This is a genomic window from Shewanella sp. JNE2, assembly GCF_023159115.1.
In the GTDB taxonomy this organism is placed as follows: Bacteria; Pseudomonadota; Gammaproteobacteria; order Enterobacterales; family Shewanellaceae; genus Shewanella; species Shewanella putrefaciens.
Window position 1 is genome coordinate 217,997 of sequence record NZ_CP096169.1, and the last position, 13,408, is coordinate 231,404.

The following is a 13,408-nucleotide window of genomic DNA, read 5'->3' on the forward strand; positions in this document are numbered from 1 at the left end:
ATGTGTCGGGCGGGGTAACTCTTTCCCCCGCTCTAGCTTGCTGTAAATAAATACAAGGGAACGTTATGACAACTATAAAGAAAGTCGATTTTATTGACAGTATCGAAGATGCGCTTCAATACATCTCTTACTATCATCCACTGGATTTTATTCGTGCGATGGAAAAGGCGTACCACGCCGAGAAAAGTGTCGCGGCTAAAGATGCTATTGCTCAAATATTGATTAATTCGAGAATGGCTGCAGAAGGTAAGCGTCCTATTTGCCAAGATACGGGCATTGTGACTTGTTTTGTCAAAATTGGTATGCAAGTGCAGTGGGATACCGATATGACGGTACAGGAAATGGTTGATGAAGGCACAAAAAGAGCCTACAACTGCGTAACTAATCCATTGCGGATGTCGGTTGTCTCCGATCCCGCTGGCGCGCGTAAAAATACGAATACCAATGGCCCTGCGGTCGTCCATATCGAAATGGTTCCCGGTGATAAGGTTGATATTATGATCGCGGCCAAGGGCGGCGGTTCAGAAAATAAGACCAAAATGGCAATGCTAAACCCATCGGATGATATTGCGGCATGGGTGGAAAAAACCGTACCGCTAATGGGCGCGGGTTGGTGTCCTCCTGGCATGTTGGGTATTGGCATCGGTGGTACGGCAGAAAAAGCGGCATTGATGGCTAAAGAAGCGTTAATGGGCTCTGTTGATATCCACGAATTACAGGCGCGGGGAGCACAGACTACCGAAGAAGAGCTGCGCTTAGATATTTTTGAACGTGTTAATAAACTCGGTATTGGCGCGCAAGGTTTAGGTGGGATGACCACTGTTGTGGATATCAAAATCAAAACCGCACCGACACATGCGGCATCCAAACCGGTCTGTATTATTCCGAATTGTGCGGCAACGCGGCACGCGCATTTTACGTTAGATGGCAATGGGCCTGCTAAGTTAACGCCACCTAAGCTTGCCGATTGGCCAGAGGTAACCTGGGAAGTCGGTAAAAATGTGCGCCGAGTCGATGTAAATAAACTTACAAAAGCCGATATCGCTGAGTGGCGCTCTGGTGAAACCGTCCTACTCTCAGGTAAAATTCTTACCGGTCGTGATGCTGCCCATAAACGCATTCAAGACATGCTTGCACGGGGAGAATCCTTCCCTGTTGATTTCCAGAATCGTTTTATCTACTACGTCGGTCCAGTGGATGCTGTAGGTGATGAAGTGGTAGGCCCTGCAGGCCCAACGACCTCGACCCGCATGGATAAGTTCACCGATATGATGCTAGAGCAAGCGGGCTTAATGGGTATGATTGGTAAATCGGAGCGTGGTGGTGCTACGGTTGAGTCGATTAAGAAAAATCAAGCCGTGTATTTGATGGCTGTCGGTGGCGCCGCATACTTAGTGGCAAAAGCGATTAAGTCAGCCAAGATCCTCGCCTTTGAAGATCTTGGAATGGAAGCCATTTACGAGTTTGATGTTGAAGATATGCCAGTGACTGTCGCCGTGGACAGCCTCGGCGGAAATGTGCACGAAACCGGGCCACAAACCTGGAAACTCAAAATTGCCGAAATGACTGCCTAATATATTTACCCCTGCAAATTAGGCGGTTAGAAGTAATACTAACGGTAACCAACAGACAAACATCTGTTGGTTACCGTTTTTTATTAGCCAAGCAAATCCACATCAATTAATTGATAGACTCTACTGGGGCGTCCACCTGTTTTATAGTTCAATACCATTTTTATCACCCCCTCTGTCTCAAGATATTCCAGATAGCGGCGGATAGTGATGCGACTAACATTCATTCGATCACTAATATCATCCCCAGAAAATTCAGTGAGTTGTTCTTTTCTTAAGATATCATTTAGCGTATCGAGAGTATTGGCATCGATTCCTTTTGGTGTTCGCCGCATAGGGAGATTTGTGCGTTTGCCTAGGATATGGTCAATCACACATTGGTCCATGGTTTCATGGCATGCCAATTTTTGTCGATACAGCTTGTAATCATCAAGAGCTTGGCGAACCCTCGACATGCGCAGTGGTTTTACAAGGTAATCACTCACACCGAGTTGCACGACTTGCTCAACGGTTGTGGCCTCGCGCTCAGCGGTGGTCATAATAAAATAACAATTAGCGCCTTGACTGCGCAGTTGTTTGATGACATTTATGCCACTGCCATCGGGTAGGGTGATGTCCACAAAAACCAGCTGGGGTTTATAGAGGTCATAGTGCATCAGAGCATCTTGATAGGTTTCACTGACGACAACGACTTCAAAATCTGGATGTTGGTGAATGATGGATTCCAAGGCATAACTGGCCTTGGGATCATCCTCAATAATCATGGTGGTGACTTTCTGCCTCATAGCGTTTTACTTCGCTCTTCTCAATGTAAATGGAGAATAAAGTGGTGTTATCCTCGGTGCGTTCCCAATCGAGGCTACCACTAAACTGTTTTACAAGTTCGTTAACCAGATATAAGCCTATTCCTGATTGTTCCTGATCGGTTTTACTGGTAACCCCAAAGTCAAAAATGGTATCGGCTATCTCTGGTATTACGCCCGAACCACTATCTTGCACTTCTAAAATAATATGCTGACTACGATCGCTGACATAAACCTGCACTTCTGGTGGCACATTACTGCGATTATTCCAAGCTGCAACAATCGCATTGTCGATAAGATTCCCCAGTATGGTGGCTAACTTTTCAGAGACTAACTTACTGTAATTAAGAAGGTTATTGTCCTCATCTAATACATATTTTACGTTGGTTTCTGTTGCTTTGTTATATTTTGCCAGCAAGATAGAGGCCACTAAACTGTTATGAATGGAGCGTACAATATTACCGATAATACGTTGATGGCCCTTACTCTCACGGTCAATAAACTCTATGACTTCATCATAATGCTTTAACTGTAGCATGCCAGATAATACATTGAGTTTGTTTGAATACTCGTGGGTTTTACTACGTAACTGTTCAGAATAGTTTTTATAATGAAGTAATTCTTTTCTTAGGTCGTTAAGTTCCATATCCGCGAGGAAAATAATCACATAACCATGTTGTTCTTGGTTTATTTGCCATGGATATATACATACTCGGTAATCAAGCTTTCCTAAGCGAAGCCTTTCGGAGGAGGCTTCTCTATGGCTCGCTTTGGTTATTTGACTTAGCGCCGCCGAAAAATGTGCCAATGGCTGTCCGATATAGTCTTGCTTACTCATGCTACCCATAGGTAAAACTTGAGTCGCGATATCATTGATGGCCGAGATCGTAAAATCATTGCTGACTGAAATAATGGGATCATGGATAGCATTGAAAATACGATCATGTTCCATCAATCGCTTCATCACTAATTCTGGTTCAAGGTATTGCATGGTACGTTTTAATTTTGATAACACTACGATAATTAGCAATACAGCAATCGTTAAAACTAAGATAACGACAAAAAGCAGATTGGCGTGGCTTTGAAGAAAAAGCAGGCTGACTTCTTTGGTCAGAATGCCCACAGCGACTGCACCAATGACTTTACCGTTACTCATGACGGGGGAAAAACTGCGAATGGCAGGGCCAAGCGAACCTTCGGCAAAGGTACTGACTTTAATGCCTTCACTTAATACGGGTTTGAGATCATCTCCCACAAAGGGATGGTGTAGTTTTGATTCTTCTGGATGGCTTAAGCGTATTCCCTCTTTATTGACCACGACAATAAAAGAGACACTAGTCTGAGCGCGCAGGTTTTCAATATACGATCGGATAGATACTTCAGGTGTAACATTGGCGCGTTCAACAGCGTCAATGACCACGGGATCCAATGCAAGAATACTGGCTAACTCTAATCCTCGCTGCTTAAGGCTCTCATCATGGGTGGATTTGAGGAGATGAAAAGTGGCTGCCACCATAATAGTCAAGATCAACACCATTGCCATAAAAATACTGGTAATCAAATGTTTCTTGAATTTCATCGGTTTGACTAAGTCAAATCGCTTATTGGTGGAAAGCATAGATCATCCTGTGGGTGAGTGTTTACATCAATAATATCTTAGCTATTGCCTGTGATTAGGATTTTTAAACAACGAAACAACCCCGAAATGCGGAAAATCTCATTTTGGGGCTGTTTAGTTAACAGAAATAGGCAGAAAAATTCTGCCTATCATACCTCTTAAATTATCAACTTAACGATATCGTTAACTTAGTTGTATCACCCAAACGGTAGCCAGTACTGTTACCAATGCCGCGGCTAAGTAGCAAGCATACTTGCCAACGGCACCTAAATGAATTTGTAAGTCATGTAAACCGTGATGAACTCGGTGCATGGCATGCCACATAGGGAGTGATAAAGAGAGCACGGTAAACGCACCACCAATTGGGTGACTGACAAATGCATAAACTTTGTCGTAGCCGATATCCACTACTCCAAATCCATGTAAGGGCAACAGGATCCCCATCAGAAGTACGGTTACCGGTGTAATCATGGCAAACCAAACGCCCCCCGCGCCAAACAGGCCCCACCAAATGGGTTCATCAGAGCGTTTTGGTGAATAATTGATCATAATGTACTCCTACTAAATACAAGCAATCGCCACGAGTGACACTAGCACTAACAGTAGCCATTGAACCGTAACGATGACACCCGTTGGCACGACTTTTTCACCCAGCTTAATTGGCATCACCTGCGGCATCATGCCAAAAAATGTCTTTGCATGATAAAGTGCTCCGATCAATGCCAATACATTGATAAGTAACATGACAGGGTGAGATGAAAAATAGAGCCAGTTATTCCAAGCATCACTGCTTGAGACCAACGCAAATAAACCCGCGCAAAGATTAAGTGTGAATAGGATCAGCGGTACTATGGTTAATTCTCGCACCATATACCAACTGAAGAAGTTATTCTCGGACCACCAAGTTCTCTGCATAGGACGAACATAGGGTTTGCGGTTTTGCATCTTATGCCTCCTTTGTCGTTATCATATTAATGAGAAAGTCTTTAGCTGATTCGACCTTGCTCTGGTTTACGGCCGCCGCAGGATCGACATGCTTTGGACATACCTTTGAACAATATCCAACGAAGGTACAACCCCAAGCACCGTCTTTACCGTTGATAAGCTTCATCCGTTCGACTTTGCCCAGATCGCGACTATCTAAGTTATATCTGTGGGCCAGCGTAATGGCCGCTGGGCCGATAAATTCTGGGTTCAAACCAAATTGCGGACAAGCTGCATAGCACAAACCACAGTTGATACAGCCTGCAAACTGCTTGTATTTCGCCATTTGTGCTGGCGTTTGTCGATTTGGTCCATCTTCGGGTTTGCGATCGTTACCAATGATATAAGGTTTCATTGCTTCTAATCGCTCAAGGAAGGGGGCTTTGTCGACCACCAGATCTTTCTCAATGGCGAAGTTAGCGAGTGGCTCAAGTGTGATACCTTCTGGGTAGTCGCGTAAAAAGGTTTTACAGGCCAATTTAGGCACTTTGTTAACCATTACGCCACAAGAGCCGCAAATCGCCATGCGACAAGACCAGCGATAGGATAAAGATTTATCCATATGATCTTTAATGTAAGTTAATGCATCTTGTATGGAGGTTGTGTTATCCGCAGGGACTTTGAACGTCTCCAAGAAGGGTTCATTGTCCCTTTCTGGATCATATCGAAGGATATTAACCGTCTGAATATTATGCTCTGTCATTAGACTTTCTCCTGCTGTTTTGCGGCATCACCATACAGGCGAGCTTGAGGTTGAGACTTAGTAATCTTCACCTCGCTGTACTTGATGGTTGGCACAGAATTAGGGTTATAGAGTGCAAGGGAGTGTTTTAGATAATCCTTGTCATTACGCGAGTTACAGCCTTCGTCGAGCCGTTGATGGGCGCCGCGTGATTCTCGGCGCTGAATTGCGGAGTGTGCCATGGCCTCGGCAACATCTAAGCTAAAGCCGACTTCAATGGCATAAAGCAAATCAGTATTAAATACTTTGCCTTTATCGGTGATTTGGATGTTTTTATAACGTAAGCGCAGCTCAGCGAGCTTATCTATCGTTGCTTGCATACCTGCTTCATCGCGGTAGATGCCACAACCAGATTCCATGCTCTTACACATTTCAATACGTACATCAGACCAGTTCTCTGTACCTTTCTGAGCTAATAGCGCATCGAGACGGGCCTCAACGGCTGCGGCTTGTTCATTAATCGCATCGTAGTTCCATCCTTGAAATTCTGCGGCGCGCTTAGCCGCGGTTTCACCAGCTAATCGGCCAAACACAACAAGCTCTGCTAGCGAGTTAGAACCAAGGCGGTTAGCACCGTGTAAGCCAACTGAAGAACATTCACCAACGGCAAACAAGCCTTTAATTTGGGTTTCAGTTTGAGGATCGGTTTCAAGACCTCCCATGGTGTAATGGGCGGTAGGGCGAATAGGAATGGGTTCTTTCGCTGGGTCTACGTTGACATAGGCCTTTGCTAGTTCACAGATAAAAGGTAAGCGCTCTTTGAGGTAGTCTTCACCTAAGTGGCGTAAATCTAAGTGAACTACATCTCCCAGAGGATGTTTGATGGTATTTCCCTTACGTTGCTCATGCCAAAATGCTTGAGAAACCTTATCGCGAGGGCCTAATTCCATGTATTTGTTTTGTGGTTGACCAACGGGGGGTTCTGGCCCTAGACCATAATCCTGCAGATAACGGTAACCATCTTTATTGACCATGATACCGCCTTCACCGCGACATCCTTCCGTCATCAAAATCCCCGTACCGGGTAAACCCGTTGGGTGATATTGCACAAACTCCATATCACGCAGTGGCACGCCATGACGATAGGCAATCGCCATTCCATCACCTGTGACTATGCCGCCATTGGTGTTGAAGTGGTAGACACGGCCACCGCCACCTGTTGCTAGGATCACCGATTTGGCTTTAAAGCAAACGAGCTCGCCTTCAGCAATACACAGGGCGATAACACCTTGCACTTCATTATCGACAACGATGAGATCCAGCACGAAGAATTCGTCATAGCGCACGATATTGCTGTACTTCATTGATGTTTGAAAAAGGGTGTGTAGCATGTGAAAACCCGTTTTATCGGCCGCAAACCAAGTTCGCTCAATCTTCATTCCACCAAAGCGGCGCACGTTAATTTCACCGTTAGGTTTTCGGCTCCACGGACAACCCCAGAGTTCTAACTGGGTCATTTCACGTAGTGCATTCTCGACGAAATACTCGACAACGTCCTGTTCACATAGCCAGTCGCCACCGGCAACCGTATCATTGAAATGGTTATCCAAACTGTCTTCATCTTTAATTACCGCAGCCGAGCCGCCTTCGGCAGCAACGGTATGTGAGCGCATTGGATATACTTTGGAAATGAGAGCGATACTTAGCTTTGGATTCGCCTCTGCTGCAGCAATTGCTGCGCGAAGACCCGCGCCACCAGCGCCGATGACCGCCACATCTGTGGTTATGGTTTTCAAAATTATCCCTCCAGCAGGAATGATGTTTATCTGTTCAAAACGGACGGTATAGGTAGGGTCGCGTTTTTACTCGTATCTCGGAATCATCAAAACTCAATCAATAAATGATGTTTCTTGAGTGGATCTGTCGTCTGATTTATTTTCGAGGTGAGTATAACAACGGCAAAAATCCTAAAACTGGGGGTAGGCGATATTGAAACTAAGTGCGCTTTTGTAACTTATTTATCCTTATTAACTTAAATTGTTATCACAAAAACAAAACAACTGGAAATTGCCGAGCCAGCAAAAACTGGCGGCATATTCTAATTAGTGCTGCTATCTCCTTGGGGCATTAATTGATATTCCATTATCGTAACCATCTCGCCCTTATAATTTTCCTGTGAAATCATTGACCAGCCGAGTGCTTGATAGAAATCGGCTTTATCTGCAGTAAATAAATAGATTTTCTGTAAACCAATCGCTCTAGCATGCTCAATGACGGCATTGACGAGCAACTTACCTAATCCTTTATTTCGATGGTTTGCATTCACATACACATTGGCAAGCCAAGGGCTTAAGTCAGTTCGGCTGTCCATATCTGCGACGATTAATGAAGATGATCCCATCACTTGATTTTCCTGTTCGCAGATAAACATCTTGGGGATGGCGGCGTCAGTTAAATACTCGTTCATTTCCTCAATCAACGTAGTGACTGAAGCATCCGCAGAACTCAAATGTGCCCATGCTTGATGATGCCACTCCGCCAATTGTGGAATGTGTTGCGGGGCCGATTTTAGGTCGACAACTTTCATATAAATCTCTAGGGTTGTGTAAGTTAAGGATGCAATTCGTTGAGTTTACTTGGTTGTCTGTACTATGTGGTAGTGAGATAAATTGATCTGAGTATACCGTTTTACATGGGATATACAGAACTAGCAGTGCCACTGGTGTTGGCTTATTATGCATGACAAAGGTGCTGTAAGATCTTTTGTTAACCTATTGATATTACTGTAAACTCTGCCATCTAAACCGAGTGAAGGGATTAACTTATTTATGTCTACCGCCGTTATTCGCGCTTTTATCAGCCGCAATCCGAGTCGTAAATCCTTTTGTATTTATGCCGTTTTATTATTTTTGACTGAAGTCTTAATCGCTTTATATGCACCTGCGGGTTTTATTCGTGGTTTTGTGGGTGATGTACTAGTAGTGATCTTACTGTTTTGTATGGTGCGGGCTGTCGTTCCGGTTGACAGCCCAGCAGAAAAGTCCCTAGCACAAAACACAGGCGAGGGCATGAAGCGTTTTTTTCAAACTCCTTGGTTGGCGTTTTCGGTATTGCTGTTTGCCTTTGCTATCGAGTTTGGTCAGTATTGGGGTTTAGTCGACAAGCTAGGCTTGGGCGGAAATCGCTTGGCGCGAATAGTGATAGGTAGCCATTTTGATCCACTCGATCTCGTGGCGTATTTTGTCGGCTATTTGATCTTACTGAGCTGTTATTGGAAAAGCCGTCAGTCCTAGTGATTTGAATTTGCAAGAGCCGCATGACATGTGTTTCCGCGGATAGGAATGCGAGATAGGTAGACGAGATAAGTGGGGTAAGGGATGCAACCGATAACGGGGTTTTCACTGCTAACAGATCATACCGATGGGTTTGAGCCTAATCCACTGAAAATACCCCTGTATTTCAATGGCCAACCTACTCACTCTTTTATTGCAGGCCTAGTGATTGAAGGCCAATATCGCTGCGTTTTACCCAATAAAACCTCGGGGTATTTGGTCATCACTTCTTTTGATTGTCCCTTCGAAGAATCGACCGAGTTTAGTCTGCTTGATGAAGGGTTTAAGCTCATTGCGACAACCTCTTTGGCGCAAATGTACGATTCTTTTCTGCTTTATGCCCATTGGCCTATGACGGATAACCGACTGAGGTTGCACTATTACGGTCAGTTTGTGCTGGATTTAGTGATTACAACGGGCAGTTCTTGGTTACCTTTTCAGCCAAAACTTAAACTGGTTGAAGTTGTCGATCCACAAAGCGATCCACAAACAGCCTCCTCTCTTGCTGAATTAGCTCAGCGTTTAGCGCGGATTGATAATATAAACTGAGTGAGGTTTGAATTAAATTGAGTTAAAAAAGAAAGGGCTATTCGCCCTTTCATGTTTATCACTTGTATCTATTACTCATGCGGAAAGTTTTATAAGCTTGCTTACAAAGACGTTTAAAAACCTAATAAAAGCTCCCTCACATCAGCTTGTTTGAGCACCAAAACCTTAGAAGAAACCTAAAGGATTCACATCGTAACTCACCAAGAGATTCTTGGTATTTTGATAATGGTTGAGCATCATCTTATGGGTTTCGCGGCCGATGCCGGATTTTTTGTATCCACCAAAGGCGGCATGGGCTGGATAGGCGTGGTAACAGTTAATCCACACGCGGCCCGCTTGAATGCCACGTCCCATACGTTGAGCCGTGTTCATGTCCCGCGTCCACACGCCAGCGCCTAGGCCGTACTCAGTATCGTTCGCGATCGCTAAGGCTTCGGCTTCATCTTTAAAGGTGGTGACCGAAATCACGGGGCCGAAGATCTCCTCTTGGAAGATACGCATCTTATTGTGGCCTTTCATAATCGTCGGGCTGATGTAATAACCTTCACTTTGGCCGCCATCGAGTTGGCAAAGTGTGCCGCCTAGTAGCACTTCTGCGCCCTCAGCCTTACCTATAGCCAAGTAACTTAAGATCTTATCGAACTGCTCTTTAGAGGCTTGAGCGCCAACTTGAGTGTCGGTATCTAAGGGATCGCCTTGCTTAATGGTTTGCGCGCGGGCGAGCACTTTTTCGATAAAGCGATCAAAAATCGACTCTTGGACTAACACCCGTGATGGGCAAGTACAGACTTCACCTTGGTTGAAGAAGGCCAGCAACATGCCTTCGACGGCCTTATTTAAATATTCGTCTTCATGGTCCATCACATCGGCAAAAAACACGTTAGGCGACTTACCGCCAAGCTCAACGGTCGATGGAATTAAGGATTCGGCGGCGCATTTTAAGATGTGATAGCCAATTTCGGTGGAGCCCGTAAACGCAAGCTTAGCGATGCGTTTGCTGGTGGCGAGTGCTTGTCCTGCTTCGGCACCAAAGCCGTTGACTACGTTAAGAATACCCGCGGGTAATAGGTCTTCAATCAGCTCGAGCAAGACCAGAATCGAGACCGGTGTCTGCTCCGCAGGCTTGAGTACCACACAGTTACCCGCCGCCAGCGCAGGGGCGATTTTCCATGCCGCCATTAAGAGCGGGAAGTTCCAAGGAATGATCTGGCCGACCACGCCTAAAGGCTCTGGGAAGTGATAGCTGACTGTGTTGCCGTCGATATCGGCAGCGCTGCCTTCCTGTGCGCGGATACAACCCGCAAAGTAGCGGAAGTGATCGACGAATAAGGGCAAATCGGCATTTAAGGTTTCACGCACCGCTTTACCGTTTTCCCAGGTTTCGGCAACGGCTAAGTATTCGAGATTTTGCTCGACCCGATCGGCAATGCGCAGTAACAGGTTTGAGCGCTCGGTGACTGAGGTCTTACCCCAAGCGTCTTTCGCTGCGTGGGCTGCATCTAATGCTAATTCAATATCTTGGGCATCGGAGCGTGGGATTTGGCAAAAATTTTGGCCATTCACGGGGGAGCGATTGTCGAAGTATTTACCATTGACTGGGGCGATCCATTTACCACCGATAAAGTTGGCATATTTTTCTTTGAAGTTAACGATTGCACCTGCGGTTCCGGGTTGAGCATAAATCATAGAATCATTCCTTCTTGTTGATTGGCTTAGTGTTCTCTTGCGTAACACTTTAGCGTTGCATACAAATGGATATCGCAAGGAGAGTGCCAAACTGGCAGGAGTTGTACACTTGTTGCGCTAACAGTATGATGAAAAGCTAATTTTGCAGATTTGAATAAGTATGGGCACTCAGGGATAGGAGCGTGTCCAGTGGTTACTTTGTCATTGAGTGGCACACAGCAATTGTGCCGAAACGGAACACAGCTCGGGGGAGCACGGTTATGACAGTTAAACCGCATTTACCATCGACACAGGCGTGGCTTGCCGATTCGTGGCAGCGCAGCATTGGCGCTGGCTTGTCTGAGTTTCAGTTACCCCAAGAGCTTAGGCTCGATGCCAGTGAACTAAAGCAGAAACATGAGCAATATCAAATGCTCATCGCATTAGTGCAATCCCATGCCTTGCCTTTGTTCAATCAGTTGATGGCGCATTCTAATAGCCGACTCTTGCTCTCCGATGCCGAGGGTTATGTGCTTAGGCATTGGGGCGTGAGCCGTTACTCTACAAAACTGGCAGACGTGGCTTTGGATATCGGGGTGAATTGGCTTGAGCAGCACAAGGGCACCAATGCGATAGGGACGGCACTTACCGCTAAACAAGCAGTATCTGTGGTGGGTGAGCAACATTTTATTCGCCAGAATCGTTTTATGAGTTGCACTGCTTGCCCGATATTTTCCCCCCAAGGTGAGATGCTCGGGGTGATTGATATCACCAGCGAGCAGCAAAGGCACACCCAGCAGACGCTGATGTTAGTGTCCAGTTTGGCGCAGCAGGTCGAGACCGCGCTTTTGTGCCATCTGCCCGATAGCCATTATCGAATCGATTTAGCGGCGCAGCCCAATCTGCTCAATTCGGGTTGGCAGGGTATAGTGATTGCCGATAGCGATGGCCGCATCGTGGGTTGTAATCCCATGGCGAAACAATTGCTTAACCATGCCAAGGTGGGCGATGCTGTCGAACAGTACTTAGGCGATAATTGGAGCCGTGTGGGCGGTTTTAATCAACATTTAGCTTTGCATTTACAGACTCAATCCCTAAATATTCCCAGCGCTAAGGGTCGAGTTGTGATTAGCAATAAATCGCTCAATCAATTGGGGGTTCGGTTTCGCGATCCTCAATTAGAACGCGCTTGGCAACATGCCAATAAGGTGATCACCAAGCAAATTCCGCTGTTGGTGCTCGGTGAGACTGGGGTGGGTAAAGAGCAATTTGTTAAAAAGCTCCATGCCCAGAGTGCACGTCGCACCGAGCCTTTAGTGGCAGTGAACTGCGCCGCATTGCCCGCTGAATTAGTCGAATCTGAACTTTTTGGTTATCAGGCAGGCGCTTTTACTGGGGCAAACCGCACCGGATTTATCGGTAAAATTCGCCAAGCCCACGGTGGCTTTTTGTTTTTAGATGAGATAGGTGAAATGCCGCTGGCGGCCCAGAGTCGTTTACTCAGAGTATTGCAAGAGCGCGAAGTGGTACCCGTTGGCAGTAATCAAAGCTTTAAAGTCGATATCCAAATCATTGCCGCAACCCATATGGATTTAGAACAACAGGTGACTCAAGGGCTGTTTCGACAGGATTTGTTCTATCGATTGAATGGTCTGCAAGTACGTTTACCTGCGCTGCGTGAGCGGCAGGATATCGAGCGTATTATCCATAAATTGCATCGTAAACATCGTATCGCTGCGCAGGATATCTGCCCAGAACTGTTAGGGAAAATGATGCAATACGACTGGCCTGGGAATTTGCGTGAGCTGGATAATCTCATGCAAGTCGCTTGCTTGATGGCAGAAGGAGACAATACCCTCAATTGGCAACATTTACCCGATTATCTGGCGGCCAAACTCACATGCGAGCCGTTAAAAGGAGACCTGTTACAAGCTGCATCTTTATGTGATGAATTTAAAGAGGTAAGCCGTCAACGTTCTGCATCACCCCTGCCAAGTGGTAAGTTCGCTGTGGAGCCGAATGTCACAAAGGTTCAATCGGATTCCCTAAATGAGGCGATTTATAGCAATGTCCTGCAGGCATACCAAGCCTGTAATGGCAATGTGAGCCAATGCGCTAAACGCTTAGGGATCAGCCGTAATGCCTTGTATCGTAAGTTGAAACAGATGGGAATTAAAGCTTAGCCATAAGGGTAAGCTTTAATC

The 13,408-nt window shown here is 45.8% G+C and carries 12 protein-coding genes; 4 read left to right on the forward strand and 8 right to left on the reverse strand.

Translation table 11 applies throughout. From position 1 onward, the window contains the following. Positions 1-65: 65 nt before the first annotated feature. Positions 66-1,574 carry a fumarate hydratase gene (locus MZ182_RS01045; RefSeq protein WP_248068318.1) on the forward strand — a complete coding sequence of 503 codons (1,509 nt, stop codon included), beginning with the start codon at positions 66-68 and terminating at the stop codon, positions 1,572-1,574. A gap of 83 nt (positions 1,575-1,657) precedes the next feature. Here the strand turns inward: MZ182_RS01045 and MZ182_RS01050 are convergent, their stop codons facing one another. From MZ182_RS01050 to MZ182_RS01080, 7 genes are all read right to left on the reverse strand, one after another. Continuing rightward, positions 1,658-2,356, reverse strand: a complete 699-nt coding sequence (locus tag MZ182_RS01050; protein ID WP_248068314.1) for a response regulator — start codon at positions 2,354-2,356, stop codon at positions 1,658-1,660. Further along, a complete protein-coding gene (locus tag MZ182_RS01055; protein ID WP_014609601.1) occupies positions 2,325-3,992 on the reverse strand; it encodes a sensor histidine kinase in 1,668 nt (555 codons plus the stop codon). The genes MZ182_RS01050 and MZ182_RS01055 overlap by 32 nt, the downstream gene beginning before the upstream one ends. A gap of 183 nt (positions 3,993-4,175) precedes the next feature. After that, positions 4,176-4,541 (reverse strand): fumarate reductase subunit FrdD, encoded by a 366-nt coding sequence (gene frdD / locus MZ182_RS01060; RefSeq protein ID WP_248068311.1) that lies wholly within the window; start codon positions 4,539-4,541, stop codon positions 4,176-4,178. A 12-nt stretch (positions 4,542-4,553) separates the two neighbouring features. Further along, positions 4,554-4,937, reverse strand: a complete 384-nt coding sequence (gene frdC, locus MZ182_RS01065) for a fumarate reductase subunit FrdC (RefSeq protein WP_014609602.1) — start codon at positions 4,935-4,937, stop codon at positions 4,554-4,556. A gap of 1 nt (position 4,938) precedes the next feature. Then, positions 4,939-5,679, reverse strand: a complete 741-nt coding sequence (locus MZ182_RS01070) for a succinate dehydrogenase/fumarate reductase iron-sulfur subunit (protein ID WP_011787602.1) — start codon at positions 5,677-5,679, stop codon at positions 4,939-4,941. Continuing rightward, positions 5,679-7,454 carry a fumarate reductase (quinol) flavoprotein subunit gene (frdA, locus tag MZ182_RS01075; RefSeq protein ID WP_248068308.1) on the reverse strand — a complete coding sequence of 592 codons (1,776 nt, stop codon included), beginning with the start codon at positions 7,452-7,454 and terminating at the stop codon, positions 5,679-5,681. Before frdA ends, MZ182_RS01070 begins: the two co-directional genes overlap by 1 nt. A 302-nt stretch (positions 7,455-7,756) precedes the next feature. Continuing rightward, a complete protein-coding gene (locus MZ182_RS01080; protein ID WP_248068305.1) occupies positions 7,757-8,245 on the reverse strand; it encodes a GNAT family N-acetyltransferase in 489 nt (162 codons plus the stop codon). Positions 8,246-8,486: 241 nt separating this feature from the next. Here MZ182_RS01080 and MZ182_RS01085 point away from each other — a divergent pair, with 241 nt between their 5' ends. Continuing rightward, positions 8,487-8,951: a DUF2809 domain-containing protein gene (locus MZ182_RS01085; protein ID WP_248068303.1), complete on the forward strand. Its 465-nt coding sequence runs from the start codon at positions 8,487-8,489 to the stop codon at positions 8,949-8,951. 84 nt (positions 8,952-9,035) lie between these two features. Then, positions 9,036-9,539, forward strand: coding sequence for a hypothetical protein (locus MZ182_RS01090; protein WP_248068300.1), 504 nt, complete (start codon positions 9,036-9,038; stop codon positions 9,537-9,539). A gap of 165 nt (positions 9,540-9,704) precedes the next feature. Here the strand turns inward: MZ182_RS01090 and MZ182_RS01095 are convergent, their stop codons facing one another. Further along, positions 9,705-11,225, reverse strand: coding sequence for an aldehyde dehydrogenase family protein (locus MZ182_RS01095; RefSeq protein WP_011918478.1), 1,521 nt, complete (start codon positions 11,223-11,225; stop codon positions 9,705-9,707). 260 nt (positions 11,226-11,485) lie between these two features. Here MZ182_RS01095 and MZ182_RS01100 point away from each other — a divergent pair, with 260 nt between their 5' ends. Further along, positions 11,486-13,387 (forward strand): sigma-54-dependent Fis family transcriptional regulator, encoded by a 1,902-nt coding sequence (locus MZ182_RS01100; RefSeq protein WP_248068297.1) that lies wholly within the window; start codon positions 11,486-11,488, stop codon positions 13,385-13,387. Positions 13,388-13,408: the final 21 nt, after the last annotated feature.

Bases quoted from the DNA above. Each gene is read 5' to 3' on its own strand.
- MZ182_RS01070 (WP_011787602.1), bottom strand. From the start codon at position 5,679: ATGACAGAGCATAATATTCAGACGGTTAATATCCTTCGATATGATCCA.
- MZ182_RS01045 (WP_248068318.1), top strand. From the start codon at position 66: ATGACAACTATAAAGAAAGTCGATTTTATTGACAGTATCGAAGATGCG.
- MZ182_RS01080 (WP_248068305.1), bottom strand. From the start codon at position 8,245: ATGAAAGTTGTCGACCTAAAATCGGCCCCGCAACACATTCCACAATTG.
- MZ182_RS01095 (WP_011918478.1), bottom strand. From the start codon at position 11,225: ATGATTTATGCTCAACCCGGAACCGCAGGTGCAATCGTTAACTTCAAA.
- MZ182_RS01090 (WP_248068300.1), top strand. From the start codon at position 9,036: ATGCAACCGATAACGGGGTTTTCACTGCTAACAGATCATACCGATGGG.
- MZ182_RS01100 (WP_248068297.1), top strand. From the start codon at position 11,486: ATGACAGTTAAACCGCATTTACCATCGACACAGGCGTGGCTTGCCGAT.
- MZ182_RS01055 (WP_014609601.1), bottom strand. From the start codon at position 3,992: ATGCTTTCCACCAATAAGCGATTTGACTTAGTCAAACCGATGAAATTC.
- frdC (WP_014609602.1), bottom strand. From the start codon at position 4,937: ATGCAAAACCGCAAACCCTATGTTCGTCCTATGCAGAGAACTTGGTGG.
- MZ182_RS01085 (WP_248068303.1), top strand. From the start codon at position 8,487: ATGTCTACCGCCGTTATTCGCGCTTTTATCAGCCGCAATCCGAGTCGT.
- frdD (WP_248068311.1), bottom strand. From the start codon at position 4,541: ATGATCAATTATTCACCAAAACGCTCTGATGAACCCATTTGGTGGGGC.
- MZ182_RS01050 (WP_248068314.1), bottom strand. From the start codon at position 2,356: ATGAGGCAGAAAGTCACCACCATGATTATTGAGGATGATCCCAAGGCC.